The organism is Saccharothrix variisporea, assembly GCF_003634995.1.
In the GTDB taxonomy this organism is placed as follows: domain Bacteria; phylum Actinomycetota; class Actinomycetes; order Mycobacteriales; family Pseudonocardiaceae; genus Actinosynnema; species Actinosynnema variisporeum.
Genome location: NZ_RBXR01000001.1, coordinates 606,018 through 631,025, shown reverse-complemented (window position 1 = coordinate 631,025; position 25,008 = coordinate 606,018). Strand labels below are relative to the sequence as shown.

Genomic DNA, 25,008 nt, shown 5'->3' with positions numbered 1-25,008 from the left:
CGCCGAATCAGTCGGTCGACTGGAAACCGTGTTGCCCACGGCCGCCGGCACCGAACAGACTCGCGCGCATGGCACCCGAGATCCGCCGGTCCCTCGTCCAGCACTCCCGGCTGCGCCGCGACCCGCACGCCACGCTGCGCCGCCTGCTCGACCGCGTCCCTCCGGGCACCCTCCCGGACCAGCCGGTCAAGGACCTGGAGACCCGGATCGCCGACCTGCTCGGCAAGCCCGCCGCCCTGTTCTTCCCCTCCGGCACGATGGCGCAGCAGGTCGCGCTGCGCATCCACGCCGACCGCACCGGCCGCCGCACCTTCGCCGCCCACCCCACCGCGCACGTGGCGCTGTGGGAGCAGCAGGGCTACAACGCCGTCCACCACCTGGTGCACCGCCCGGTCGGCGACCCCAACGGCCTGCTCACCGCCGACGACCTCGCCGAGGTCGGGGAACCGATCTCCGCCCTGCTGCTGGAGCTGCCGCAACGCGAGATCGGCGGCCTGCTGCCCGAGTGGGACGACCTGGTCGAGCACACCCGGTGGGCCGCCGGACGCGGCGCCGCCACCCACCTCGACGGCGCGCGCCTGTGGGAGGCGCAGCCCTACTACGACCGGCCGCACGCCGAGATCGCCGCCCTGTTCGACACCGTCTACGTCTCCCTCTACAAGGGCCTGGAAGGCGTGCGCGGCGCGGTGCTGGCCGGCGACCGGGAGACGATCGACGAGGCCGGGGTGTGGCGAACGCGACTCGGCGGCAACCTGCCCGACCTGTGGCCCCTCGCGGTGGCCGCCGACCTGGGGTTGGACGAGACCCTGCCCAGGATGCCGGAGTTCCTCGCCCACGCCCGTGCGGTGGCGGCGGCCGTCAACGCCGACGGGTATGCGCGTACCGTGCCCGTCGTGCCGCAGACACCGTTGTTCCACATCCACCTGCCGGTGCCGCGTGCCGCGGTCAAGCCGGCGGCGGAGAAGTTGCTGGAGGAGACCGGCGTCGAGCTGCCCCGCTTCCCCAAGTCCGTGGCTCCGGGCGTGTGCGCGCTGGAGCTGACGATCGGGCACCTCGCGCTGGAGTTCACGCCGGAGGAGGTGGCGGACCTGGTCCGCCGACTTCACTGAGTGCGCGCGCCAACAGTTCCCGTTCCGCTGCGTTCCCGGCCAGCTCCCACGCCCGCCGGTAGGCCGCTGCCGCCTCGTCCGCGCGGCCCAGTCTGCGCAGCAGTTCCGCCCGGACAGCGTGGTAGTGGTGGTAGCTATCCATACACAGCGCGTCCACAAGGCCCACAGCGACCGCCGGCCCGTCGACCTCTGCCACGGCGACCGCCCTATTCAGCGCCACCACGGCAGACGGCGCGACGGCCATGAGCTGGTCGTACAGGGCGACGACCTGCCGCCAGTCGGTGGGCGGCGGGTCGCTGTGCACGGCGTTGACCGCCGCCTGGATCTGGTAGGGACCCGGCTGGTTGCGGCGCAGGCACCACCGGACCAGCGCACGGCCCTCGGCCAGCAGCCCGGCGTCCCACAGCGACCGGTCCTGGTCGGCCAGCCGCACCAGCGCGCCGCGGGAGTCCACGCGGGCGGGCAGCCGGGCGTGCTGGAGGAGCATCAGCGCGAGCAGCCCGACCGCTTCGGGCTCGTCGGGCATCAGCTCCACCAGCAGCCGGCCCAGCCGGATCGCCTCGGCGCACAGGTCGCGGCGCACCAGGTGCTCGCCGGAGGAGGCCGCGTAGCCCTCGTTGAACACCAGGTAGACCACCGCGAGCACCGCCCGCAGCCGGTCGGGCAGCTCGGCCTCGCCGGGCACGCGGTAGGGGATGCGGGCGGTGCGGATCTTGTTCTTGGCCCGCACCAGCCGCTGCGCCAGGGTCGCCTCGGGCACCAGGAACGCCCGTGCGATCTCGGCCGTGGTCAGCCCGCCCAGCAGCCGCAGGGTCAGCGCGACCCGGGCGGGCAGGTTCAGCGCGGGGTGGCAGCAGGTGAAGATCAGCCGCAACCGGTCGTCGGTCACCACCTCGACCGCCTCCGGTTCCTCGCGGGCGTGCAGCAGCGCGGCCTGGGCGTGCTTGTCGTCCCGGCGGGCCTCGCGGCGCAGCCGGTCCAGCGCCCGGTTGCGGGCGGTGGTGATGATCCAGCCGGCCGGGCTGGGCGGCACGCCGGTCTCCGGCCAGCGGCGGACGGCCTCGGCGAACGCGTCCTGGACCGCGTCCTCGGCGATGTCGAGGTCGCCGAACACGCGGGCCAGGACGGCCACCGAGCGCCCGTACTCGCGGCCGAAGACCTCCTCGACCCGTCCGGTCATCAGCCCGGCAGGGTGTGGAAGGGGCGCACCTCCACCGGCAGCGTGCACGCCACGCTCATCCGCCGCCCCCACTCCAGGGCGGCGTCCAGGTCGGGCACGTCGATGATGGAGAACCCGCCGATGTGCTCCTTGGCCTCGGTGAACGGCCCGTCGGTGACCAGCACCCCGTCACCGTCGGGCCGCAGGGTGGTCGCCGCCTCGGGCCCGTGCAGGCCGCCGGCGAACACCCACACGCCCTGCTCGCGCATGTCGGCGTCCACGGCCTCCACGTCGTGCATGATCTTCTCCAGCACCTCCGGCTCGGGGATGTCGTAGCCGGTCGGCTCGATCACGCTGATCAGGTAGTGCGTCATGACGTCCTCCCGTGGGGTCGGTTCGCCCTCTACACGAACGGCCGGCCGCCGGATCGACACCTCCGCCGCGACGAATCTCCTACAGCACCACGACCAGCTTGCCGACCCGGCGGTTGTGCTCCAGGTCGTCGTGCGCGGCGCGGATGTCCTCCAGGCGGTAGACCGTCCTCGGGCCGGGGTCGACCTCGCCCGCCGCGACCTGGTCGAGGTAGCGCTGGAGCACCTCGGCGGGCAGGTCGGAGGCCTCGCCGCCGTACGCGGTCAGCCGCACGCCCTTGGGCAGGTAGCCGATGGGGTAGAAGTCGCGCACCAGCCACTGGTTGGACAGCATCCCGGTGAAGCACACCGTGCCGTGCACGCGGGTCGCCGCGAGCGTGTCGGGCAGGGTCGGGGTGCCGACCAGTTCCAGCGCCGCGTCCACCCCGTCCGGGTACAGCTCCCTGACCTGCGCGGCCACGTTCCCGTCGTCCACCAGGGCGTGGTCCACGCCGTGCTTGCGCAGCACGTCCAGCCGGTCCGGTGAGCGGGTGGTGGCCAGCACGGTCGCGCCGAGGTCCTTGGCCAGGGCGGTGGTGGCGAACCCGAGCGCGGAGGTGCCGCCCCGAACGAGCAGGGTCTGCCCGCCGCGCAGGTCCAGGCCCGTGGTCAGCGAGCCGTACGCGGTCTGGAGGGTCTCGGGCACCGCGCCCAGCACCTCCCACGGCAGCTCGGAGCGGAACGGCACGACGTTGGCGCGCGGCACCACGGTGTACTCGGCGTACCCGCCGTCGAACACCCGGCCCATGCCGCCCATCATGGCCGCCACCTGCTGCCCGCGCGGCAGGTCGCAGTCGCTGTCGACCTCGCCGGTGGCCTCGATGCCGGGCACGCGCGGGAACACCACGCCCTCGGCCAGTCCCAGCCGGGTGTGCAGCTCGGACCGGTTGAGCCCGAACGCCCGCACCCGGATGCGCACCCACCCCGGCGGCGGCTCGGGCACCGGCAGTTCCACCAGCGCCAGGTTCTCCACCGGCCCCGGCCCGCTGAGCACGACGGCCCTCACGAGTGGTGCTCCACGATCCGGCTGAGCATGCCCACCAGGTCCTCCCTCTCGGCGGCGGACAGCGGCGCCAGCAGCGCGTCCTGCGCCCCGGCGAGCACCTCGTCCAGGTGCCCCAGGTGCCGCGTGCCCGCTTCGGTGATCGTGACGATGTTGCGCCGCCGGTCGGCCGGGTCCACCGCGCGTTCCACGAACCCGCGCTCGGCCATCTCGTTGACCGCGGCCACGACGTCGCTGCGGTCCACCCCGCCGCGGCGGCTGAGGTCGGCCTGGCTGGCGGGCCCGAACTCCTCCAGCGTGGCCAGCAGCTTGTAGTGGTAGCGGCGCGCGCCGACCGCGGCGAACCCGTCGTTGACCAGGCGGGTGGCTTGCAGGGCCGCCGAGTTGAGCAGCCAACTGGGCCTGCCGCGCAGCCGCGCGGGCGCACCTGTCGTCTCCATGCGCCGCAGTCTACCCACTTGTTGGTCGCACCAACGATCGGCTAGCGTTGGCCGTGCCAACATTGGCGTGACCAACCTTTTGGGGGAGACGTGCTGCGAACCGACACCCGCCGCTGGTGGGGCCTGCTCGCCCTCGGCCTGGGACAGCTCATGATCGCCGTGGACGCCACCATCGTGACCATCGCGCTGCCGTCCCTGCGCCACGACCTCGGCCTGTCCGCCGACGCCACCCGCTGGGTCGTCGCCGGGTTCGCCCTCGCCTTCGGCGGCTGCCTGCTGCTCGGCGGACGCCTGTCCGACCTGCTGGGCCGCCGCCGCTGCCTGCTGGTGGGCGTGCTCGGCTTCGCCGCCGCGTCCCTGCTGGGCGGGCTGGCGTTCGACGCCACGACGATCATCGCCGCGCGCGTCCTGCAAGGCGTGTTCGGCGCGCTCTACACCCCGGCCGCGCTCGCGCTGCTGGGCACCTCGTTCACCACGCCGGAGGACCGGGCCAGGGCGTTCGGGATCTGGGGCACCATCATGGGCAGCTCCTCCGGCGTCGGACTGGTCCTCGGCGGCACCCTCACCCAGGTGCTCGACTGGCGGTGGAGCATGTACCTCGGGCTGCCGCTGGCCGCCGTCGCCCTGATCGGCATCCTCGCCACGGTCGTCCCCGCCCCGGGCACCGGGGGCCGCATCGACGTCGTCGGCGCGGTCCTGGCCACCGCCGGCCTGGCGATGGTCGTCCACGGCTGGTGGTTCGGCGCGGTGCCCCTGGCGGTCTTCTGGTGGCACCAGCACCGCACGCCCAACCCGCTGCTGCCGCCCCGGGTCCTGCGCCACCCGGCCCGCGCCGGCGCCTACCTGGCGGTCCTGGCCCTGTCGACGGCGTCGTTCGGCGCCCTCTACGACCTGACCTTCCACCTCCAGACCACCCTCGGCCTCGGCCCCGCCCTCGCCGGCGTCGCCTTCCTGCCCTACACGGCGGCGATCCTGCTCGCCGCCCACCTCCGGGTGCCGTTCCCGCTGGTCAGCGGGCTGGTGCTGGCCGGACTGGCGGTGGTGCTGCTCGGCGGCGGAAGCTACTGGACCGACGCCCTGCCGAGCATGGTGTTGATGGGGCTGGGCGGCGGCTGGGTGATGGCGCACGCCAACAACACCGCCACCCGCGACGCCGGACCGGACGCCGGTGTGGCCGGGGCGGCGGTGCCGGTCAGCATGCAGATCGGGGCCTCGATCGGCGTGACCCTGGCCGCCTAGGCGTGGGGGCCGACCGTGACCGGGCCGAGGACCAGCTCCGCTCGCCCCTCCACGACCGCCCCCACCCGCTCCACCTGGTCCTCCAGCTCGCGGCGCTGCCGGGCGGACAGCTCGGCGAAGGTCTCCACGGTCACCGCGATCCGACGCCCCGACCGCCGCTGATGCCACACCCCGGCCACCACGCCGTCCACCAGCACGACCGGGAAGTTGCCCGCCTGGCCGCCGTTGAGCGCCCGTTCCGCCGCACGACCCGGGAACAGCTCCGACCTGGGGTGACAGCCGACCGCGAACGCGTCGAAGTAGGGCAGCAGCCACACCCCGCGCGGCGGCTCGGCCGGGAACTCCAGGTCACCGCGCACCACGAACCCGCCCGCGCACTCCTCGACGTCCGCCCGCGCGAACAGGCCGTCCACCCACCGCTTGGGCGCGGCCAGCCACCGAGCGAAGTGCTCCGGGCGGGCCGGGCCGTAGGAGCGCAGGTAGTGCTCCAGCAGCCACACCCCGCCGTCCGGGTCGGGTCGGACGCCGGGCACCCACCGGGCCGGGCTGGTGTAAGCGGTCTTGCGGCCCTTGTTCGGGGCGAAGCACAACGCGCCCCGGTTGGCGGCGACGTGCATGGCCTGCATCCACCGGGGCCACTTGTCCTGGAAGGCTTCCATGACCCTCTCGCCCGCCCACGGCCCGGTCCTGGCCACGACCTCGTCGGTCAGCTCCGCCGCGGTCAGCTCGGCGTCGGCCAGGGCGTCGGCGATCGCCGCGACCACCTGGTCGGTCTGCGCCGGGGTGAGCAGGTCCAGGGCGACGGGCAGGTGTTCCAGCGCGCCCAACCACATCGGCAGGTCCTCGGCGGGCAGCAGGTGCACCGTGCCGCGCGGGCCTCGGGTCTTGACCAGCGTCCGGTCCACCCACAGCGCGTCCCGGACGGTCTGGCGGGTCGCGCCCGCCAGCCGCAGCCCCACGGACAGCTCGGCGGCCGACCCGATCTGCGCGTGCGCCCCGCACATCGCCCGCACCACCTCGGCGGCCGAAGCGCCCGGCGCGGTGAGGTGGTGTCGGGCCATCCGCCGCGCCACGACGCTCACCGCAGGCCGGCTCACCACTCGCGGGCTCACCGCAGGCCGCCGAAGAAGGTCGAGAGGTCCTTGGCGAACACCACCGGCTCCTCCATCGCCACGAAGTGGCCGCCGGGATTGCCCTCCGGCCAGTGCACGATCCGGTTGTGCCGCTCGGCCAACCGCCGGATGCCGGGCGGGCCGCTGTAGACGCCGGTCGGCACCAGGTCCTGCCCCAGCGGCCAGGCGAACCGCTCGGTGTCGTACATGAACCACGACGACGAGCCCGCCGTGCCGGTGAACCAGTACAGGGAGGTGTTGAGCAGCAGCAGGTCGCGGTCGATGGCCTGCTCCGGCAGCTCCACCGTCACCGCGAACTCCCTGAACTTCTGCATCATCCACGCCAGCAACCCCACCGGCGAGTCGTTCCAGGCGTAGGCGAAGGTCTGCGGCGCGGCACGCAACAACCCGTGGTGGTCCACCGCCCCGCTCGACCACTCCGACATCCACGACAGCGACCGCCGCTCGTCGTCGGTCAGCTCGTCCTCCTCGGTGGGGAACCCGAGCCCGGCGGTCACGTACACCCCGACCACCCGGTCCGGCGCGGCCTTGGCGACCTCCGGCGCGAGGTAGGCGCCCAGGTCACCGCCCTGCACGCCGTACCGGGCGTACCCGAGCCGGTCCATCAGCGCGGCGAACACCCGCCCCGCGTCCGCCACCGTGAACCGGTCCCGCGGGGCCTGGGAGAACCCGAACCCGGGCACGCTGGGGATCACCAGGTGGAAGTGCCGCAAGTGCCCGACGAGGTCGACGAACTCCACGAACGAGTTGGGCCAGCCGTGCACCAGCAGCAACGGCAGCGCGTCCGGGTCCTGCGACCGGACGTGCAGGAAGTGCACGTCCAGCCCCTCGACCTCGGTCACGAACTGCGGGAACGCGTTGAGCCGAGCCTCCTGCGCCCGCCAGTCGAACCCGTCCCGCCAGTGCGCCACCATCTCCCGCAACCACCCCGACTCCACCCCGCGCGCCCACCCGCCGGGCAGCTGCGCGACCCAGCGGGTGCGGGCGAGCCGGTCGTGCAGGTCCTCCAGGTCGGCCTGTGGGACGTCGATGCGGAACTCTCGAACCTCGGTCATGACGTCGACGCTAGGCACTATCGAGGTCAGGAACGGTCCTCGATCAACACGTGGCTACCGTGGGGTTCGTGTGGATCGACGAGGACACCGCTGTCGGCCCGTTGCGCGCCCGCGTCCGCCACGACCCCGACCGGCTCCTGCCCGGCCTGGTGTTCGTGGACGGGTCCGGCAACTCCGCCGTGGAGGACATGACCCGGTGGGCGGACCGGATCAGCGGCTGCGGCGCGGCGGTGCTGTGGCACGACAAGCCCGGCTGCGGCACCTCCCCGGGCAACTGGCGCGACCAGTCCCTGGCCGACCGCGCCGCCGAGGCGCTGGCGGCCGTCGACGTGCTGCGCGGCCGGCCGGGCGTGGACCCCGACCGGGTCGGGCTCATCGGCTGGAGCCAGGGCGGGTGGGTGTCGCTGCTGGCCGCCGCCACCGCGCCGGTCGCGCACGTGGTGACGGTGTCCGGGCCCGGGGTGTCGATGGCCGCGCAGGAGCGGTGGCGGATCCAGCGGTCCGTCGAGGCCGCCGGGCTGCCGGTCGCCGAGGCGATGGCGTGGGTCGACGAACGCACCCGCCGGCTGCGCGCGGGCGACCCGGTCGAGGACGTGCTCCGCGACCAGGAACGCCTGCGCGACCAGCCGTGGTACCCGCAGGTCTCGCTGGTCTACGACCTGCCGGAACGGGTGTCGTTCTTCGTGCGCAACATGGACCTCGACCCGGCCGACCTGCTGCCGCGCGTGAGGTGCCCGCTGCTGGCCCTGTTCGGCGGCGCGGACGACCTGGTGCCGGTGCCGGAGAGCGTGGCCGTGTTCGCCCCGCACGCCACCGGCCTGGCCGTGTTCCCCGGCGCCGATCACGACCTGGCCGTCCCCGGTGGCGATCCGCTCGCCGCCGGGTTCGCGCCGGTGCTCAGCGCGTTCCTGGGTGCCGGAACCGGGCCAGCACCAAGCCCGGCTCCGGCTCGAACGTCCCCACCCGCGTGAACCCCACCCCCTCGTACAGGGCCACCGCGGGTGCGTTGGCCGCGCCCGTGCACACCGTCACCGGGGCGCCGAACGCCAGGACCGCGGCCACCAACCGTCGCCCCAGGCCGCGGCGGAAGTGGTCCGGGTCCACGCACAGCCGGTCCACGTCGAGCTCGTCGCCCTCGTGCGCCCAGGCGATGAACCCGGCGAGCACACCGTCCATGTGCGCGCCCAGCCACCGCAGCGGCAGGGCCCGCACGTCGGCCACGGTCTCGTGCAGCGCCGGGATGGCGTCCGACCCGATCAGCGCCGCCTCCACCGCGTAGGACCGCAGGCCGACGCGGTGCACGGCGACGGCGGTGGCCTCGTCGGCGAGGTCGAGTTCGACGAGGTCGAGTTCGACGAGGTCGAGTTCGACGAGGTCGTCGGGTCCGGTCAAGGCGCGTCCGGTCACGGCCGGTCCGGTGACGCTGGCCGGTCCGGTGACGTCGGCGGGTTCGGGCACGGCGGGTTCGGGCACGGCGGTCACCTTCAGGCGTCCAGCAGCGGGATGAGCTGCTCTTCCTCGTAGGTCAGGTGGGCCTCCAGCTCCGCGACGAGCCGGTCCACCTCGGCCAGCACGAGCACACCGTCCTCCCCGTCCAGCGCCGCCCGCAGTTCCGCCAGCAGCCGGGCGACGGTGGTGTGCTCCTCGCGCAGCCGGGCCATCACCGGCGCCAGCTCCGGGTACCGGTCGGCCAGCGCCGGGAACACGCCGCCGTCCTCGGACCGGTGGTGGAACTCCAGGCCCTGGCACAGGGTCAGGCAGTTCACCCGCAGCTGCGCCCCGATCCGCGGCCCGGACTTCGCGGCCTCGGCCCGGATCAGCGCCAGTTCGCGGCGGAACGCGTCGTGCAGCAGCTTGAGGCCCTCGCCGAAGGAGGACGCGTTGGGCGGGCCGCCCGCGACCTGCTCCAGCGCGACCACGGGGATCACGCGGCTGGTCTTGGCCTGGTACTCGGCCCACCCGGGATCGGCCTCGACCGCGCGGGCGAACACCTCGTCGCGTTCCGCGCCGCGCAGGACGGTCGCCTTGGCCTCGTAGGTGAACACGCCGTCCTCGACGGTGGCCTTCGGGTCGGCCAGCAGGTTGTGGAACCACGCCGGGTGCCGGTCCGACCCGCCCGCCGAGCCGATGACCAGGATGCGGCCGCCGTCGGGCAGGTAGCCCAGCGGCACGGTGTGCGGCCGGCCGGACCGGGCGCCCGTGGTGGTGAGCAGGATCAGGCGCGCGCCCGCGAAGAACCCGCCGACGCGGCCGTGGTTGGCGCGGAACTCGTCGACGACCTGCTGGTTGAAATTAAGTGGCATAAGGGTTTTCTCCGGGATGGAAGTACGAAGAGGACAGTCGTCTACGTCCCGGAGGTGCGGCGGACCCCTGGCCCGCCCGCTGCTCAAACCTGAGCCGGGTGCCCGTCTCGGTAATGGCCCAAGGCCGACCCGGCAGTCACGCCGCCGACCCTAGCCTCACCCGTTCGTGTCGCGCAACGATCTTTCCCACAGCGACAGCAGCAGCAACGCGGTGATCGTGGGGGAGTCGGTGATCACCCCACCCCGTACCATCTCCTCCACCTCACCCCGCGCGAACCACCGCTGCCGCATGTCCTGCTCGGTCACCTCCCGCGCCGGCTCGCCGTGCGTCAACCCGGTGGCCAGGAAGACGTGCACCCCGATCGTGGAGAACCCGTTGGCGCAGTGCGCGAACCCCAGCCGCTCCCACCGCGCGGCCCGGATCCCGGTCTCCTCGACCAACTCGACCGCCGCCACCTCCTCCGGCCCGCCCGCACCGGCCACCGACCCGGACGGAAACTCCCACGACCGCCGCCCGGTCGGGTACCGGAACTGCTCGACCAGGTGAAACCCGTCGTCCTCGAAGGGGACGATCAGCGCGAAGTCCGGCTTGTCGACCACCGAGTAGAGGCTGGGGGAGCCGTCGGGCAACTCGATGCGGTCCTCCCGCACCGACAGCCACCGGTTCTCGTAGACGACCTTGGACGACACGGTCCTGATGCTCATGGTCTCCAGGATGCCGAAGACAAAGGTCGGAGGTCTGCGGCAGCGCCAGGACGCCCGCCGGTCGAGGTCAGCGCAGGCTGTCCACGAACTGGCGGAACCGGTCGAGCGGCACCACGATCGTCTGCTCGACGGCCCGCTCCCCGGTGAGTTTCGAGTCGCGGATCCCGACCCAGGCGCAGTGGGGAACGGCTGCCACCACGACGCAGTCGCCGCTTCCGGTGTAGCTGCTCTTGCGGCCGACAACGCCGTTGAGCACGGCGATTCCACGGGATCGGGTCACGAAATCTCCTCGGCGACGGAACTGATCATCGCCGAGCTTAGGTGTGGGGTCAGCGCGGAGCGGCGGAGGCTCATAAATACTGAGGAGTACTCATTTATCGCGTCGGTCTCTTCGTAGTAATGGCCACGCAGCCTGTCCTCCATGTAGACCAGTCCGGGATCGTCTTCGATCGGCAACCGGAAGAGGGTGAAGGAACCGTCGAGCCCGGCGTGTGCTCCGATGTCTGCCGGGATCACCTGCAGTTCGATCCGCGGGTGCCGTGCCCGCTCGAGCAGGTGGAGCAGTTGGGTGCGGTGCGTCTCCGGGCCACCGACCGCGGTCCGCAGCGCGGCCTCGGTCACGACGGCCCGGATGCGGGTGGTGGACCGCTCGGCGTCCAGGACGGTCGCCTGCCGCCGCATCCGCACCCCGACTCGACGCCCCACCTCGTCGTCCGACAAGTCGGGTTTGAGCGTCCGGAGCACCGCGCTCGCGTAGCTCTCGGTCTGGAGCAGACCCGGGATGAGCATGCACTGGAAGCTCTCGATCTCCTTCGCGGCTTCCTCGAAGGCGACGAAGTCGCCGAACCAGCTCGGCATCACCGCCTCGGGCAGGCTGTCGTACCAGTTGCGCTTGCGCGCGACCGGCAGCAGGTCCAGGAAGCTGTCGATCGTCGGTCGGTCGACGCCGTAGGCGGGTAGCAGCAGGCGCAGGTCCTGTTCGTTGGGCAGGGTGCGCCGGCTCTCGATGTAGTGGATGCGCGACTGCGCGCAGCCGCGGATGCGGGCCGCGTCCGCCTGCGTCAGTCCCGCCCGGGTCCGGAAGTGGACCATCTTGAGCGCGATCAGCCTGCGCAGCAGGCGCGGGTTCATCGGTACCGACATGGGGCCTCGTCTCCGTCCGGGGGAGCGGCGGTCGGGCAACTCCACCTGAACGGACCTAGCCTATGTGATTATCACAACTGTGATAATCACATAGACCTGGATAGGTCAGCGGCGGGTCGCTTCCGACCGGCAGCGCGGTCCGCCGCGCCCGGGTCGGACACCAAGCGGCGCGTCCGGTCGGGAGACCCCGCCCATGCCCTCGCGGTGGCAGGCGGTCGACCGCCTGCCCCGCTGGTGAGCAGGAGGTTGGGCGATGCGGTCGATGCCGCCGAACACGGAGTTCCCCGAGCCGGACCCCGAGGCGATCACGGCGCTCAAGGCGTTGCACGACAAGGGTTTCCAGGGCCGGGAGATCCGTGACGACCACGGTCTGGCCGGCCTGCGCTACCGGCACGACTGGGGCGGCGGGGCCGACGTGGTCCTGGTGCGGGCCGAGGACGACGCCGAGGCCTACCGCGCGGACGACTCGCTCGGGCAGATCGAACCGCACCGCGAGGTCGCCGGGACGGTGGTCGAGGTCGTCGCCGCCGTGCTGAGCTGGCCGGACCCGCCGGACGGGGACGCGCCGAACGCCGGCGGACCCGACCGGGCCACGACACCCGCCGAGGACCACGACCGGGGCACGACCGTCGCCGAGGTCCCGGGCCAGCCACCGACGACCGCCGCCGCGACATGACCGACCGGTGGTCGGCGGCCTCGCGGCCGGAGCGGCGCCGAGGCCGCAGGGACGGCGTGGTGGCCAACACCGCCCGCGGCACGCCCCGCGCCCCGGTCCTGCAGGCGGGCGTGATCCACGGCGACGTCGTCCAGTCCGCCCACGGCCCGCCGGCGCCGCACCCCGAGGTCGGCCTGCCCTTCCGGACCGCCCGCCTGCCCCCGCGCGCCGAGGCGTTCCAGCACCGCTCGATCGGCGCGGAGCTGAGCGAGGCGTTGGCCGCCCCGCCACCCGCCCGCCTCCACACCGCCGTGTTGTCCGGTCTGGGCGGCGTGGGCAAGACGCAGTTGGCCGCCGAGCACGCCGAACGCGCGTGGAGCCGCGGGGAGGTCGACCTCCTGGTGTGGATCACGGCGGCGTCGCGGGAAGAGGTCGTCACCGACTACGCCCGGTTGGGCGCCGAGCTGACCGGGGTCCACCGGGGCTCCGAGGAGGTGTGCGCCCACCGGTTCCTCGACTGGCTGGCCACGACCCCCGCGCGCTGGCTGGTGGTGCTCGACGACGTGCGCCGCCCCTCCGACCTGCACGACCTGTGGCCGCCCGAGACACCGACCGGGCAGACCGTCGTCACCACCCGCCGCCGCGACGCGGCCCTGCGCCACGCCGGCAGCCGCGTGTGGGACGTCGGATTGTTCCACCCGCGCGAATCGGTCGCCTACCTGCAACGCAAGCTCGCCGCCGACGCGCGCCGCACCGGCGCCGCCGCCGACCTCGCCCACGCGCTGGGGCACCTCCCGCTGGCGCTGGCCCAGGCCGCCGCCTACCTCGCCGACCGCCACCTGACCTGCGCCGAGTACCTGGCGCGGTTCACCGACCGGCAGCGCACCCTCGCCTCGGTCCTGCCCGAGCAGGCCGCCCTACCCGACCGGCACCGCACCACCGTGGCCGCCACGTGGTCGTTGAGCGTCGAACTGGCCGACCGGCTCGAACCCGCCGGACTGGCCGCGCCGCTGCTGGCCGCGCTCGCGCTGCTGGACCCCAACGGAGTGCCCCTCGACGTCCTGACGACCCCACCCGTGCTCGCCCACCTGCGGCACGTCGGCGGCGGCGCGGTGGACGCCGAACGCGCCCGTGACGCGTTGACCTGCCTGCACCGCCTCAGCCTGGTCACCTTCGACCCCGCCTCGCCCCGCGCGTCGGTCCGCGTGCACGCCCTGGTCCAGCGCGCCGTCCGCGACGAGTACCCCGCCGACCTCGGCGACACCCTGGCCCGCGCGGTGGCCGACGCGCTCCTGCACGCGTGGCCGGCCGTCGAGCACGACGCGGCGCTGGCCAAGACCCTGCGCGCGAACGCGTCCACCCTGATCGACGTGGCCGGACCGGCGCTGTGGTCGTCGGAGTGCCACCACCTGGTGTTCCGGCACGGCAACAGCCTGGGCGACAGCGGCCAGGTCACCGCCGCGCACACCTACTACCGCGCCCTGCACCCGGCGGTCGCCCACCGGCTGGGCCGCGACCACCCCGACGCGATGGCGGTCCGCTACTACACCGCGTACTGGCAGGGCGAGGCGGGCGACACCGCGGGCGCGCTGCGCGGACTGGAGGAGGTGCTGCGCGACCAGAGACGCGTGGTGGGTCACGAACACCCGAGCACGCTGCGGACCCGCCACAACATCGCGCGTCGCCAAGGCGCGGCCGGCCGTCCGGCGCAGGCCGTCGCCGAGTTCGAGGAACTGGTGGCGCTGCGGTCGCGCCTGCTGGGCCCGGACCACCCGCTCACCCTCACCTCGCGGCACGAACTGGCCTACTGGCGCGGGGAAGCCGGCGACCCGGCCGGGGCGATGGCCGCGCTGGAGGCACTGCTGACCGACCGGTCGAGGGTGCTGGGCGCCGACCACCCCGAGACGCTGACCACCCGGGCCAACATCGCCTTCTGGCGCGGCCGGGCCGGGGACCACGCCGGCGCGGTGGCCGCCCTGGAAGCCCTGCTGGACGACCACCTGCGCGTGCTGGGCGCCGAGCACCCGCACACCTTCACCACCCGCCACAACATCGCCTACTCGCGGGGCGACGCCGGCGACCCGACCGCCGCGGTGACGGCGTTGGAGCAGTTGCTGCAAGACCGGTCCCGGGTGTTGGGCGCGGAGCACCCGCACACCGTCACGACCCGGCGCGCGCTGGCCCGGTGGCGTTGGGTGCTGCGCTCGTCCTGACCCGGGCCCGCAGCACCACGGCCACACCCACCGCGACCAGCCCCGCCGCCACGACGAACGTCCACCGCGTCCCCCGCGCCACCTCCGCCGCCGCGGCCCCGGTGACGTCGGACGTGCCGGCGGCGAAGGTGAAGACCGCGCCCATCAGGGACGCGCCGCTCATCAGCCCCACGTTGCGCGACAGCGTCAACATCCCCGACACCAGGCCCCGGTCGCGAGCCGGGACGTCCTTCATCACGCCGGTGTTGTTCGCCGCCTGGAACACCGCGTACGACGCGGTCACCACGACCAGCGGCAGCACGTACCCCACGACCCCGACCGCGGGCGGCATGAAGGCCAGCACCAGCGACCCGCCCACGATCCCGCCGAGCCCCGCCAACACCATCGCCCGCGTGCCGAACCGGTCCGTGGCGCGACCGGCCGGGACCCCGGTCAGCGCCGACACCGCCGGGCCCGCCGACATCACCAGACCGACCAGCGCCGGCGCCAGCCCCAGCACCCCCGTCAGGTGGAACGGACCGACCACCAGCGTCGTCATCATCACCGCCGACACCAGCGCGCTCGTGGTCAACCCGGCCACCAGCACCCGGTCCCGCAGCACCTCCCGCAACACCGCGCCGGTGCGCTGCGCCGGACGCGGCGGCGTCGCGGGCAGCACCCGGTGGGCCAGCACCAGCGCGACCACCGCCAGCGGCGCGACGGCGAGGAAGATCGCTCGCCACCCCGACCACGCGATGAGCAGCCCGCCCAGCGCCGGACCGGTCGCGGTGCCGACCGCCGACATCGTCCCCAGCAGGCCCATCGCGCTGCCGGTGCGCTCCTTGGGCACGGTCTCGCCGACGAACGCCACGGTCAGCGCCATCATGCACGCCGCACCCACGCCCTGGAGCGCCCGACCGGCCACCAGCAGCGGCAACGACGGCGCCAGCCCGCACAGCAGCGTCGCCACGGCGAACACCGCGATGCCGCCCACCAGCAGCCGCCGCCGACCGACCACGTCACCGAGCCGCCCCAACGCCACCACCAGCACGGTGATCGTCAGCAGGTACCCGATCACCACCCACTGCACGGCGGTGAAGGGCGCGTCGAACGCCGTGGACAGGGTCGGGAGGGCGACGTTGGCGATGCTGATCCCCAAGGACGGCAACAACATCGACAACGAGAGCGCGGTGAGCGCGGCTGCGGTTGATCTCATGCCCGCAACGTAGGTCCGGCCCGCACGTGGCGGAAGACGCACAGATCGCAACGGACCTGTGCACGCGACGCCAGGTATCGTCCGCCGCATGGCCCGCCCCGACCTCAACCTCCTGATCACCCTCGACGTGCTGCTGGAGGAGGGCAGCGTCACCCGCGCCGGCCACCGCCTGGCCCTGAGCCCGTCCGCGATGAGCCGCGCGCTGGCCCGCCTGCGCCGCGCGACCGGCGACCCGCTGCTGGTCAAGGCCGGCCGGGGCCTGGTCCCCACCCCGCGCGCCCTGGAGCTGCGCGACCGCGTCCGCGCCCTGGTCCGGGAGGCCGAGGACGTCCTGAGCCCGGCGCACCACCTCGACCTGCCCACCCTGACCAGGACCTTCACCATCCGCGGCAGCGACGGCTTCGTCGAAGCCTTCGGCCCGCGCCTGGTCGCCGAGGTCGGCGCACGAGCCCCCGGCGTGCGGCTGCGGTTCCTGCGCAAAGCCGGCAAGGACACCGCCCCGCTGCGCGACACCGTCGACCTCGACACCGCCGTCGTGGAGGACCCGCTGCCCCCGGACGTCCTGAGCACCCCGCTGTTCTCCGACACCTTCGTCGGCGTGGTCCGCCCCGAACACCCCCTGTCGACCGGCGAGGTCACCACCGCCGGGTACGCCGCCGCCCGCCACGTCAACGTCTCCCGCCGCGGCCTCACCGAGGGCCTGGTCGACCTGGCGCTGCGCCCGACCGGCCACCACCGGGACGTGGTCACCGTCGTGGACGGCTTCGGCGCGGCGGTGGCGCTGGCCCGCGCGTCCGACCTGGTCGCCACCGTCCCCGACCGGCACACCGCCACGCTGCGCGCCGGCCTGCACACCTTCGCCCTGCCCTTCCCGCCTCCGGAGGTGACGGTGTCCCTGCTCTGGCACACCCGCCTGGACAGCGACAAGGCCCACCGCTGGCTGCGCACCACCGTCCTCACCGCGTGCCGCTGACCGGTGTGGCACTCGCCGACCGGTCCCGGGTGACGGCGGTGGCGGACAGCAACGTCGCCGCCGCGAGACCGCCCCACAACGCGGTCGGGCCGTGGGCGGCCAACCCGGTGATCACCGCGGGCGAGACGGCCAGACCGAAACCGCTGGACAGCTCGAAGCGGGCCAGCGCGCGCCCCAGCACCCGGGGCGGCGCCAGCACCGTGACCAGGGCCGTCGCGCTGCCCGCGTAGAGGATCTCGCCGAGCGTGCACACCACCGACACCACCGCCACCGCCCACGGCCCCAGCGCGGAAGCCGCCAGGAACCCCAGGTAGGACCCGGCGAGCACCACACCGGCCAGCGCCAGCACGGTCCGCCGCGACAGCCGGGACATCGCCACGGTCACCGGGACCTGCAAGGTGACCACCAGCACCGTGTTGGCCACGAAGATCACCGCCGACCACACCGGCGACGCGTCCAGGTGCGTCACCAGGACCAGCGGCAACGCGATCTCGGGGACGTTGAGGCAGAACACGTAGACCACGTTCGCCGCCAACAGCCCCCACATCCCGGTCACGTCCCCGCCCTCCTCGGCCGCGCCGGCGGACGGATCGGCGTGCACGTGGACCGACCACGCCACCACCGCCGCCACCAGGTACGCCATCCCGGTCCCGGCCGCCAGCACCTGCATCGCGCCCGGCCCACCCGCCAGGGCCGCCATCGCGACCAGCGCCCCGACACCCAACGCGGCGTTGCGCAGGGACCGAGCACCCGCCAGAGCCGCGTCCCGCTCCCGGCCGTGGGCGACCGTGGCGACCAAGGCGGCGTGCGCGGCCGGGAACGCCTGGTTGCCCACACCGAGCAACAACGCCGCCACCCCGAACACCCACACGTCCCCCGCCGGGGTGACCAGCAGCAGCACGGCCCCGAGCAGCCGCACCAGCATCGACGCCGCCACCACCGTGCTGCGCGCGCCCCGGTCCAGCCACCGCCCGACCCCCGGCATGCACACCAGCCCCACGACGACACCGACCGTCATCGCGACACCGGTCGCCGCGGGGGACAACGCCAGCACCGTCACGCCGTAGAGCAGCAGGAACGGCCGCAGCAGGCCGGTGCCCAACGCGTCCACGGCCAGCGCGACGGCGTAGCGCGGACCTCCGGAGGCGCGGACGAGAGCACGAGGGTCGATCTTGGTCACCATGCCGGTGACGGTGCGGCCCGACACCGTCCCGGAGCACGTCGATTGACCGACACCGTCAACCGACGCCGCCGCCCGCGACCCGGTCGGCGATGCTGTGCCGGTGAGCGTGCGCATCGACATCAGCGGACCACCCGCGCAGCGGCTGCGGTTCGCCGCCTCCCCGTTGGCCGAGCTGACCGCGATGCTGCACGTGCTGGCCGAACCCGGCCACCACCCCCGGCGCGCCGCGTGGGCCGCCGACGTGTGGGCCGGGCTGCGCCCGGAACTGGCCGAACGGCTGCGCGAGGCCGAGTTCCTGTGGCGCTCCTCCCAGGCCGACTTCCTGCTCCCGGCCCGGCCCCGGCCGACGCTGGCCGAGGAACTGGACGACGTCGACCGCCTCGACGACGAGACCTACGTGACCGCCGCCCTGGTCACCACGTGCGGCGGCCACCGCGCCGCCACCCGCTCCCCGCTGACCGACCCGACCGAACGCGCCCGCGCCCTGGAGTTGGCCCAAGCCCGCGGCGCACGCCAGGAAGCCTTCGCCGAACGCCTGCTCACCGACCCCACCGCCGTGCGCGCCCGGGTCCGCGACACCCTCGAGCAGTGCGCCGAGGCGTTCTTCGACGCCGCGTGGCCGGGCGTCGCCGCACGCCTGGCCGCCGACCTGCGGCTGAAGAACGACCTGCTCACCCGCGTGGGCGTGCAGGCCGCGCTGGCCTCGGTGTCCGGCGCGATCAGCCTGGACGGCGACTGCATCGTCGTGGACAAGGTGCAGGACAAGGCGACCTCGGCCAACGGTGCCGGGGTGACCTTCATCCCCAGCGTCTTCGGCAGCCCCCACCTGGTGGTCGTGCACGCGCCGGGCTGGCAGCCGGTCGTGCAGTACCCGGTGACTCCGGCGGAACCGGTGTCACTCGACACCGTCACCCTGCGCTTGGAGGCCCTGGCCCACCCGATCCGGCTGCGGCTGCTGCGCACCCTGGCCCGCGGCCCGCACACCACCGGGGAACTGGCCCACACCTGGCACCTGACCCCGCCGGAGGTGTCCCGCCACCTGGCCGTCCTGCGCCGCGCGGGCCTGCTCACCCCGCACCGGCAGGGTCGTTACGTCCGCTACACGCTCAACCTGTCCGACCTGACCACGCTGGGCACCGACCTCCTCGCCGCCGTCCTGCGCTGACGCCTAGCCCTAACTCCTAGCGCTGCCGCCTAGCCTGGCCCCGCCCTGACTTCCGATAAGGTTCACTTATCGGAAGTTACCTTGTTCGCCCTGCATAGCGTTGCGTTGCGTGTCGTAACGTTTGAAATGACGAAACAGCGCTACGATATTGCCGTGACGACGACGGAAAGCTCTGCGGCGACCTGCAACTACCCCGGATGCGCGCGGCCGGTGTTGCGGGGTGGCGGGCCGGGGAGGCCTTCGGAGTACTGCGACTTGCCGGAGCACACGCGGTGGCGGGCTTGGCGGGAGCGGCAGCGGTTGGCTCAGCAGGAAGAGCACGGCGGTGCGGAAACCGTCACCGTGACGAAAGCGCCGCAGGGGGTGACCGCGGGCAAGATCAAGGCTGAGGAGTTGCTGGAGCGGTTCCGGGTGTTGGCCGAGCAGATGTCGGCGACCCTGGGGGCCGCGGTGGGCGAGTTGTCGGCGATCGCGGATCCGGCGGTGGCCGAGGCGCAGGTGCAGGCGGCCGAGGCTGAGGCCGCGCGGAAGGTGGCCGAGGCGGAAGGGGCTGTCGCGAAGGCCGAACGGCGGCGGCGGGACGCCGAGCAGGCCCGGCGGGTGGCCGAGGAGACCACCGAGGACGCGGTGCGCGCCGCCGAGCAGGCCGAGCGGGACGCCGCCCTGGCGTTCGAGCAGCGTGACGCGGCGCGGGCCGAGGCCACCGAGGCGGTGCAGCGGGCCGAAGCCGCGATCGCCGCCGCGCGCACCGAGGCCGCCGCGGTGGTCGAGGAGATCCGCCGGGACGCGGAGGCACGCATCGAGCAGGCCCAGGCCGACGCCGTCCGAGCCGCCGAGCAGGCCCGCAGGCAGGCGGTGAAGGAAGTCGAACAGGTTCGCGAAGCCACGCGGGGCGAGATCGAGCGGGTGCGAGCGGAGGCCCGCGGCGAGGTCGAGCGCGCGCGGGGCGAGGCTGAGGCGGTGGTCGAGCGGGTGCGGGGTGAGGCTCAGGAGTGGGTGGAGAAGGCGGAGGAAGCGGCGCGGGCGCAGGTCGAGCGGGCACGGGTCGAGCTGGAGGGGCGGGCGCGGGAGGAAGTGGAGCGCGCGCGGGTCGAGGTCGAGCGGGCTCAGGCTGAGGTGGTGCGGGCTCGGGAGGTGGCGGCTCGGGCTGAGCGTGAGGCCGAGCGGGCGCGGGCCGAGGCGGCTGAGGAGCGGCGAGCCGCACGGGAGCGGGTGGAGCAGGTCGAGCGGGTGACCCGGGAGCGGGTTGCGGCGTTGGAGGAGGCTCGGGCGCAGACCCTGGCTCGGGCCGAGCGGGCCGAGGCCCAGTGGGATCGGGCCTCGGCCGAGCTGGCTGCCTTGAGGGAGAAGGGGCGGGAGGGGGCCGGGTCCGAAGAGTAGGTCGCCTGGATCGGGCTCAGGCGTCGGTGATTCGGACCTCGCCGGAGGCGTCGGCGAACTTGAGGAGTCGTGTGCCCTCGTCCAGGACGTCCTCCCGTTGGGTGTCGGTGAGCGGCCGGAAGATCCGGATGTCCAAGCCGTCGCGGAGGGTCCAGGTGCCGTGGACGAAGCCGTCGACCAGCAGGGTGGGTTTGCCGCCGATGACGATTCCCCGCCGGTAGTCCTCGTCGGAGATCACGCGGGTGCGGTCGTCGTGGCCGAGCAGGAGGTTGTCGAACTCGGGCAGGAACCGCGCGGGGGCCGGGGTGTCGGGGTCGAGCAGGGGCGCGTCGGGGACGTCGAACAGCTCGCGGCCGGTCTCGTCGTGGACCACGCGCAGGTCCATGCCGCGCACGACGTCCTTGAGGCGGGTCAGGCCGGACCACAGGGTCATGTCCTTGACGGTGGCCGGGCCGAACGCGGCCAGGTAGCGGCGCAGGAATCCCTCCAGGTCGGGGGCGGGGTCGAGAGTGCTGCCGGGGGTGCCCAGCCAGTGGTCGGCGGCGGCCCAGGTCGCGCGGCCCGAGCGTCCCCACACACCGCGGGGCGGGATCTGGACGACGGGCAGCAGGTGGGTGGCCGCGATGCCCAGGGATTCCGGGTCGCGGTCGGGCCAGTGCCGGGCCAGGTCGGTGCTGAGCTCGGCGCGGGTGCGGGGGCGTTCGACCAGCAGGGCGTGCGCGGTGGCGGTGAACTCCCCCGGGTCCAGGCCGGGCAGGACGGCTTTGAACGGCGAGGAGCCGAACCGGCGGCGCAGCACGTCGCGCAGGACGGGTTCGACGCGGGCGTGGTCGGCGGCGGTGACCAGGTGGATGGTGGCGCGGTGCAGCGGGGCGCGCACGACGGTCCGGTCGGTGAGCAGGGTGCCCAGGTCGTCGGGGGTGAACCCGCGCAGCCGTGACCACAGGCCGTAGTAGGCGGAGAACGGTTCCTGGGCCTGCATGCCGACCAGCCGCTCGACCATCGCGGTGACGGGCTGGTCGGAGCGTTCCAGCAGCGACTGCCGGTGCAGGAGGGTGCGGTTGAGTGCGCGTCGGGTGATCACCGGAAGCCACCGAACCACAGCCGGAGGTCCGCCGCCAGCAGTTCGGGGGTTTCCATGGCCGGGAAGTGCCCGCCGCGGTCGAACTCGGTCCAGTGCGGCAGGACGCCGTCGGGGTCGTAGAGCGACCGGATGCCCAGGTCGCCCGCGAAGACGGCGAACCCGACCGGGGCGGCGGGGGTGGCCCACGGGTCGCCGGAGTTCATGCTCTCGTAGAGGAACTGGGCGGAGGTGGCGCCGGTGCCGGTGAACCAGTGGACGGTGGCGCTGGTGAGCAGCAGGTCGCGGTCGATGGCCTGGTCGGGCAGCGGGTGGGCGGGGTCGGTCCACTCGGCGTACTTCTCGGCGATCCACGCCAGTTGCGCGACCGGGGAGTCGGTGAGGCCGTAGCCGAGGGTGTGCGGGCGGGTGGTCTGGAGTTGGAGGTAGCCCAGGCCGGTCTCGCGCAGGGCGTTGAACCGCTGTGCCCGTCCGCGGTCGCGTCCGGTGAACCGGTCGGGGTCCAGGGGCGGGCCGAAGGGCATGGGGCTGGGGCCGTTGACGTGGATCGCGCGCACCCGCTCGGGGTGCAGGGTGCTCAACGCGCCGACCACGCCCGCGCCGGCGTCCCCGGCCTGGGCGAAGTAGGTGTCGTAGCCGAGGCGTTCCATGACGACGCCGAGTGCGTGCGCGGCCTGGGTGACGCCGCCGCCGGGGTCGGAGAACCCGAAGCCGGGCAGGGACGGCACGACCAGGTGGTAGTCGGGCAGCAGCGGGATCAGGCGGGTGAAGTCGACCGGGGAGCCGGGCCAGCCGTGCACGAGCAGCAGGGCGGGGGCGGTCGCGTCGGCGGAGCGGACGTGCAGGAAGTGCACGCGGCGGCCGTCGACGTCGGTGGTGAACTGCGGGAAGGCGTCGAGTTCGGCTTCGCGGGCCCGCCAGTCGTAGTCGTGCGCCCAGTACGCGGTGGTCTCGCGCAGCCACTCGACGGGCACTCCCCGCTGCCAGCCGGTGGTGGTCTGGCGGGGCCAGCGGGTGTGGGTGAGGCGGTGGCGCAGGTCGTCCACGTCGGTCTGCGGGATGTCGATGCGGAACTCGGTGATCGTCATGGGGTCCACGCTAGGAGCCATTGCGGAAAGGTTCGTTCCGCGTTGTGCGGCAGAATTCGCGGGTATGGCGGACACCTCGGCGCGGCTGTTGCGGCTGCTGTCGCTGTTGCAGACCCCGCGGGACTGGTCGGGGCCGGAGTTGGCGCAGCGGTTGGCGGTGACCACGCGGACCGTGCGCAACGACGTGGAGCGGTTGCGGGGCTTGGGTTATCCGGTGCACGCGACGCCGGGACGGGCAGGTGGCTACCGGTTGGGTGCGGGTGCGGCGCTGCCGCCGTTGCTGCTGGACGACGAGGAGGCGGTGGCGGTGGCGATCGGGTTGCGCACCGCGCGTGGGGTGTCGGGGATCGAGGAGACCTCGGCGCGGGCGTTGGCCAAGCTGGAGCAGGTGCTGCCGGCGCGGTTGCGGCACCGGGTGAACGGGCTGGTCGGCGCGGTGGAGCCGGTGTCGTCGGCGGGTCCAGCGGTGCCGGCTGCGGTGGTGACGGCGTTGGCGGCGGCGTGCCGGGCGCGGGAGGTGCTGCGGTTCGACTACTCCTCGCACGAGGGGGCGGTGTCGGTGCGGCGGGTGGAGCCCTACCGGTTGGTGCACGTGCGGGGCCGCTGGTACCTGGTGGCGTTCGACCTGGAGCGGGGTGACTGGCGGACCTTCCGGGCGGACCGGGTGGCGCCGCGGGTGCCGACGGGGCCGCGGTTCGTGCCGCGGGAGCTGCCGTCGCCGGACCTGGCTGCCTACGTGTCGCGGGGGTTGGTGACGGCGACGTGGAAGTTCCGGGCGGACGTGCTGGTGGCGGCCTCGGCGCAGGAGGTGGCGGCGAAGGTGCCCGAGGCCGTGGTGGAGGCGGTGGACGAGGGGCGGTGCGTGCTGCGGGTGGGTGCGGACACGCCGGGGTTGTTGGCGGTGTACCTGGGGATGCTGGACGCGGATTTCACGGTGACCGGCCCGCCGGAGCTGGTGGAGCGGGTGGGTGCGTTGGCGGACCGGTTCGCGCGGGCGGTGCGACCTACCGGGAGTCGGCCGGGCGGGAGTCGGTCTGACGGGAGTTGACTTCGCGGCGCAGGGCGATGGCGTCGGCGCGGACCCGCTCGGGGGCCTCGCGGTCGAGCAGGGCGCGGCGCATGAGGTGGGCGATGCGGGGTTGGTCGGCGGGGGTGAAGCCGAGGCGGGTGATCTCCTGGGTGCCGATGCGCAGGCCGCGCAGTCCTTCGTCGGGGTGCTGCCAGGGCAGGCCGATGCCGGACAGGTAGATGCCGGCGTCGCCGAGCCGCAGGCCCGCGGCGTCGCCGCCGCCGAGGTCGTGGGCGTCGATGGCGAGGTGGTGGGAGCGGGTGTGTTCGCCGTCGCGGCCGACGACCGGGAACCCTTCGGCGGCCAGGGCCGCGGCGAGGGTCTGGGCGTTGGTGACGCAGGCCTGGGCGTAGGCGGTGCCGTCAGCGGCGAGTTCGGCGGCGGTGACGGCGAGCGCGCCCAGGCGGCCGGCGTCGTAGTTGGCGAGCATGCCGGGGTAGGCGACGGTGGAGACGCGTTCGGCGAGCTCGGGGTCGCGGGTGACGACGCAGCCGCCGGAGGGTCCGCCGAAGGACTTGTAGGTGGAGAAGGTGAGCACGTGCGCGCCTTCGTGCAGCGGGCGCTGGAACAGCTTGCCGGCGACGAGTCCGGCCATGTGGGAGGCGTCGTAGAGCAGGATCGCGCCGACCTGGTCGGCGGCGGCGCGGACGGCGGCGACGTCGTGCGGGAACAGCATCATGCTCGCCCCGATGACGACGACCTTCGGGCGGTGTTCGCGCAGGAAACCCGGCAGTGCCGGGTAGTCGAGGTCGAGGCGGACGGGGTCGTAGGGCAGGTCGACCACGGTCAGGCCGCGCACGGCCGGGACGCCCTGGGCGTGGTGGCTGGCGTGGCCGCCGGCGGCTTCGGGGAGCACGGCGATGGTGTCGCCGGGTGCGGCGAAGGCGGTGTAGACGGCGAGGTTGGCCAGGGTGGCGCTCTGGAGGCGGACCTCGGCGTGCGCGCCTTCCATGAGGTCGGCGACCAGCAGCGGGGCGAGGACTTCGAGGGTGTCCAGGTGGTCGAGGCCGACCTGGTACTTCTCGCCCGGCCACCCCATGCTGGGCCGGCCCGACAGGGTGGGCAGGGTGGCCGACGCGGCGGCGGGGCTGGGGATGTTGGTGCCCGCGTAGAGCACGATGCCGTCGTGGTCGACCTGGGCGGCGTGCGCGTCGAGGGCCGTGCGGACGGTGGCGGCGACGCCGGCCGGGCTCAGGTCGGCGGACACGGCGGCTTCGACCTGCGCGAGGCGGCGCTGGGCGCGCGGCGAGGCCCACGGGGCGATCCTGCTGGTGGTCACGGTGTCGGTCACGTGTCGACGGTAGGCG

Annotated in this window: 25 protein-coding genes; 9 read left to right on the top strand and 16 right to left on the bottom strand. The window is 73.8% G+C overall.

Annotated features, from left to right (window positions below):
* Window positions 1-68 precede the first annotated feature (68 nt).
* Entirely contained in the window at window positions 69-1,109 is a 1,041-nt protein-coding gene (locus DFJ66_RS02890; RefSeq protein WP_121217671.1) for a threonine aldolase family protein, read from the top strand.
* On the opposite strand, the gene DFJ66_RS02885 is transcribed toward DFJ66_RS02890, so the two are convergent.
* From DFJ66_RS02885 to DFJ66_RS02870, 4 genes are all read right to left on the bottom strand, one after another.
* On the bottom strand, window positions 1,066-2,289 hold the full coding sequence (locus DFJ66_RS02885; RefSeq protein WP_121217669.1) for an RNA polymerase sigma factor: 1,224 nt from the start codon (window positions 2,287-2,289) through the stop codon (window positions 1,066-1,068). The genes DFJ66_RS02890 and DFJ66_RS02885 overlap by 44 nt on opposite strands.
* On the bottom strand, window positions 2,289-2,642 hold the full coding sequence (locus tag DFJ66_RS02880) for a YciI family protein (protein ID WP_121217667.1): 354 nt from the start codon (window positions 2,640-2,642) through the stop codon (window positions 2,289-2,291). The genes DFJ66_RS02885 and DFJ66_RS02880 overlap by 1 nt, the downstream gene beginning before the upstream one ends.
* A 79-nt stretch (window positions 2,643-2,721) precedes the next feature.
* Window positions 2,722-3,684: a zinc-binding dehydrogenase gene (locus tag DFJ66_RS02875; RefSeq protein ID WP_121217665.1), complete on the bottom strand. Its 963-nt coding sequence runs from the start codon at window positions 3,682-3,684 to the stop codon at window positions 2,722-2,724.
* The gene (locus tag DFJ66_RS02870) at window positions 3,681-4,121 is read right to left on the bottom strand and encodes a MarR family winged helix-turn-helix transcriptional regulator (RefSeq protein ID WP_121217663.1); all 441 of its coding nucleotides are present in this window, start codon (window positions 4,119-4,121) and stop codon (window positions 3,681-3,683) included. The genes DFJ66_RS02875 and DFJ66_RS02870 overlap by 4 nt, the downstream gene beginning before the upstream one ends.
* Before the next feature lie 90 nt (window positions 4,122-4,211).
* On the opposite strand from DFJ66_RS02870, the gene DFJ66_RS02865 reads away from it, so the two are divergent.
* Window positions 4,212-5,360, top strand: coding sequence for an MFS transporter (locus DFJ66_RS02865; protein ID WP_121217661.1), 1,149 nt, complete (start codon window positions 4,212-4,214; stop codon window positions 5,358-5,360).
* Here the strand turns inward: DFJ66_RS02865 and DFJ66_RS02860 are convergent.
* Together DFJ66_RS02860 and DFJ66_RS02855 are read right to left on the bottom strand one after the other, a co-directional pair.
* Window positions 5,357-6,442 (bottom strand): winged helix DNA-binding domain-containing protein, encoded by a 1,086-nt coding sequence (locus DFJ66_RS02860; RefSeq protein WP_211350950.1) that lies wholly within the window; start codon window positions 6,440-6,442, stop codon window positions 5,357-5,359. The genes DFJ66_RS02865 and DFJ66_RS02860 overlap by 4 nt on opposite strands.
* A 26-nt stretch (window positions 6,443-6,468) precedes the next feature.
* Window positions 6,469-7,548 carry an epoxide hydrolase family protein gene (locus DFJ66_RS02855; protein ID WP_121217659.1) on the bottom strand — a complete coding sequence of 360 codons (1,080 nt, stop codon included), beginning with the start codon at window positions 7,546-7,548 and terminating at the stop codon, window positions 6,469-6,471.
* Between the two features lie 68 nt (window positions 7,549-7,616).
* Between DFJ66_RS02855 and DFJ66_RS02850 the strand changes: the two genes are divergently transcribed.
* A complete protein-coding gene (locus tag DFJ66_RS02850) occupies window positions 7,617-8,519 on the top strand; it encodes an alpha/beta hydrolase family protein (RefSeq protein ID WP_246029551.1) in 903 nt (300 codons plus the stop codon).
* On the opposite strand, the gene DFJ66_RS02845 is transcribed toward DFJ66_RS02850, so the two are convergent.
* The 5 genes from DFJ66_RS02845 to DFJ66_RS02825 form a co-directional block, all read right to left on the bottom strand.
* Window positions 8,446-9,021: a GNAT family N-acetyltransferase gene (locus DFJ66_RS02845; protein WP_211350949.1), complete on the bottom strand. Its 576-nt coding sequence runs from the start codon at window positions 9,019-9,021 to the stop codon at window positions 8,446-8,448. The genes DFJ66_RS02850 and DFJ66_RS02845 overlap by 74 nt on opposite strands.
* Before the next feature lie 11 nt (window positions 9,022-9,032).
* A complete protein-coding gene (locus tag DFJ66_RS02840; RefSeq protein WP_121217657.1) occupies window positions 9,033-9,851 on the bottom strand; it encodes a nitroreductase/quinone reductase family protein in 819 nt (272 codons plus the stop codon).
* 156 nt (window positions 9,852-10,007) lie between these two features.
* On the bottom strand, window positions 10,008-10,556 hold the full coding sequence (locus tag DFJ66_RS02835; protein WP_342776937.1) for an NUDIX domain-containing protein: 549 nt from the start codon (window positions 10,554-10,556) through the stop codon (window positions 10,008-10,010).
* A 67-nt stretch (window positions 10,557-10,623) separates the two neighbouring features.
* Window positions 10,624-10,836: a DUF397 domain-containing protein gene (locus DFJ66_RS02830; RefSeq protein ID WP_170199094.1), complete on the bottom strand. Its 213-nt coding sequence runs from the start codon at window positions 10,834-10,836 to the stop codon at window positions 10,624-10,626.
* A complete protein-coding gene (locus tag DFJ66_RS02825) occupies window positions 10,833-11,699 on the bottom strand; it encodes a helix-turn-helix domain-containing protein (protein ID WP_121217653.1) in 867 nt (288 codons plus the stop codon). Before DFJ66_RS02825 ends, DFJ66_RS02830 begins: the two co-directional genes overlap by 4 nt.
* A 253-nt stretch (window positions 11,700-11,952) precedes the next feature.
* Here DFJ66_RS02825 and DFJ66_RS02820 point away from each other — a divergent pair, with 253 nt between their 5' ends.
* Entirely contained in the window at window positions 11,953-12,375 is a 423-nt protein-coding gene (locus DFJ66_RS02820) for a hypothetical protein (RefSeq protein WP_121217651.1), read from the top strand.
* A complete protein-coding gene (gene fxsT / locus DFJ66_RS02815) occupies window positions 12,372-14,567 on the top strand; it encodes an FxSxx-COOH system tetratricopeptide repeat protein (protein ID WP_121217648.1) in 2,196 nt (731 codons plus the stop codon). The genes DFJ66_RS02820 and fxsT overlap by 4 nt, the downstream gene beginning before the upstream one ends.
* Here fxsT and DFJ66_RS02810 read toward each other — a convergent pair.
* Window positions 14,515-15,762, bottom strand: coding sequence for an MFS transporter (locus DFJ66_RS02810; RefSeq protein ID WP_121217646.1), 1,248 nt, complete (start codon window positions 15,760-15,762; stop codon window positions 14,515-14,517). The genes fxsT and DFJ66_RS02810 overlap by 53 nt on opposite strands.
* A gap of 88 nt (window positions 15,763-15,850) precedes the next feature.
* Here DFJ66_RS02810 and DFJ66_RS02805 point away from each other — a divergent pair, with 88 nt between their 5' ends.
* Entirely contained in the window at window positions 15,851-16,735 is an 885-nt protein-coding gene (locus DFJ66_RS02805) for a LysR family transcriptional regulator (RefSeq protein WP_121217644.1), read from the top strand.
* Here DFJ66_RS02805 and DFJ66_RS02800 read toward each other — a convergent pair.
* On the bottom strand, window positions 16,719-17,918 hold the full coding sequence (locus tag DFJ66_RS02800; protein ID WP_211350947.1) for an MFS transporter: 1,200 nt from the start codon (window positions 17,916-17,918) through the stop codon (window positions 16,719-16,721). The genes DFJ66_RS02805 and DFJ66_RS02800 overlap by 17 nt on opposite strands.
* 100 nt (window positions 17,919-18,018) lie before the next feature.
* Here DFJ66_RS02800 and DFJ66_RS02795 point away from each other — a divergent pair, with 100 nt between their 5' ends.
* Both DFJ66_RS02795 and DFJ66_RS42425 read left to right on the top strand, forming a co-directional pair.
* Complete coding sequence (locus DFJ66_RS02795; protein ID WP_121230550.1) at window positions 18,019-19,083, top strand: helix-turn-helix domain-containing protein; 1,065 nt, start codon at window positions 18,019-18,021, stop codon at window positions 19,081-19,083.
* Between the two features lie 153 nt (window positions 19,084-19,236).
* On the top strand, window positions 19,237-20,463 hold the full coding sequence (locus DFJ66_RS42425) for a coiled-coil domain-containing protein (protein ID WP_170199092.1): 1,227 nt from the start codon (window positions 19,237-19,239) through the stop codon (window positions 20,461-20,463).
* A 16-nt stretch (window positions 20,464-20,479) separates the two neighbouring features.
* On the opposite strand, the gene DFJ66_RS02785 is transcribed toward DFJ66_RS42425, so the two are convergent.
* Both DFJ66_RS02785 and DFJ66_RS02780 read right to left on the bottom strand, forming a co-directional pair.
* Window positions 20,480-21,547: a winged helix DNA-binding domain-containing protein gene (locus DFJ66_RS02785; RefSeq protein ID WP_246029550.1), complete on the bottom strand. Its 1,068-nt coding sequence runs from the start codon at window positions 21,545-21,547 to the stop codon at window positions 20,480-20,482.
* On the bottom strand, window positions 21,544-22,632 hold the full coding sequence (locus DFJ66_RS02780; protein ID WP_121217640.1) for an epoxide hydrolase family protein: 1,089 nt from the start codon (window positions 22,630-22,632) through the stop codon (window positions 21,544-21,546). The genes DFJ66_RS02785 and DFJ66_RS02780 overlap by 4 nt, the downstream gene beginning before the upstream one ends.
* Window positions 22,633-22,696: 64 nt before the next feature.
* Here DFJ66_RS02780 and DFJ66_RS02775 point away from each other — a divergent pair, with 64 nt between their 5' ends.
* Window positions 22,697-23,680 (top strand): helix-turn-helix transcriptional regulator, encoded by a 984-nt coding sequence (locus DFJ66_RS02775; protein WP_170199090.1) that lies wholly within the window; start codon window positions 22,697-22,699, stop codon window positions 23,678-23,680.
* Here DFJ66_RS02775 and DFJ66_RS02770 read toward each other — a convergent pair.
* The gene (locus DFJ66_RS02770; RefSeq protein WP_246029549.1) at window positions 23,637-24,992 is read right to left on the bottom strand and encodes a serine hydroxymethyltransferase; all 1,356 of its coding nucleotides are present in this window, start codon (window positions 24,990-24,992) and stop codon (window positions 23,637-23,639) included. The genes DFJ66_RS02775 and DFJ66_RS02770 overlap by 44 nt on opposite strands.
* Window positions 24,993-25,008 lie beyond the last annotated feature (16 nt).

Bases quoted from the DNA above. Each gene is read 5' to 3' on its own strand.
- DFJ66_RS02800 (WP_211350947.1), bottom strand. From the start codon at position 17,918: ATGGTGACCAAGATCGACCCTCGTGCTCTCGTCCGCGCCTCCGGAGGT.
- DFJ66_RS02810 (WP_121217646.1), bottom strand. From the start codon at position 15,762: ATGAGATCAACCGCAGCCGCGCTCACCGCGCTCTCGTTGTCGATGTTG.
- DFJ66_RS02805 (WP_121217644.1), top strand. From the start codon at position 15,851: ATGGCCCGCCCCGACCTCAACCTCCTGATCACCCTCGACGTGCTGCTG.
- fxsT (WP_121217648.1), top strand. From the start codon at position 12,372: ATGACCGACCGGTGGTCGGCGGCCTCGCGGCCGGAGCGGCGCCGAGGC.
- DFJ66_RS02835 (WP_342776937.1), bottom strand. From the start codon at position 10,556: ATGAGCATCAGGACCGTGTCGTCCAAGGTCGTCTACGAGAACCGGTGG.
- DFJ66_RS02820 (WP_121217651.1), top strand. From the start codon at position 11,953: ATGCGGTCGATGCCGCCGAACACGGAGTTCCCCGAGCCGGACCCCGAG.
- DFJ66_RS02855 (WP_121217659.1), bottom strand. From the start codon at position 7,548: ATGACCGAGGTTCGAGAGTTCCGCATCGACGTCCCACAGGCCGACCTG.
- DFJ66_RS02890 (WP_121217671.1), top strand. From the start codon at position 69: ATGGCACCCGAGATCCGCCGGTCCCTCGTCCAGCACTCCCGGCTGCGC.
- DFJ66_RS02780 (WP_121217640.1), bottom strand. From the start codon at position 22,632: ATGACGATCACCGAGTTCCGCATCGACATCCCGCAGACCGACGTGGAC.
- DFJ66_RS02880 (WP_121217667.1), bottom strand. From the start codon at position 2,642: ATGACGCACTACCTGATCAGCGTGATCGAGCCGACCGGCTACGACATC.
- DFJ66_RS02885 (WP_121217669.1), bottom strand. From the start codon at position 2,289: ATGACCGGACGGGTCGAGGAGGTCTTCGGCCGCGAGTACGGGCGCTCG.
- DFJ66_RS02840 (WP_121217657.1), bottom strand. From the start codon at position 9,851: ATGCCACTTAATTTCAACCAGCAGGTCGTCGACGAGTTCCGCGCCAAC.
- DFJ66_RS02825 (WP_121217653.1), bottom strand. From the start codon at position 11,699: ATGTCGGTACCGATGAACCCGCGCCTGCTGCGCAGGCTGATCGCGCTC.
- DFJ66_RS02775 (WP_170199090.1), top strand. From the start codon at position 22,697: ATGGCGGACACCTCGGCGCGGCTGTTGCGGCTGCTGTCGCTGTTGCAG.
- DFJ66_RS02870 (WP_121217663.1), bottom strand. From the start codon at position 4,121: ATGGAGACGACAGGTGCGCCCGCGCGGCTGCGCGGCAGGCCCAGTTGG.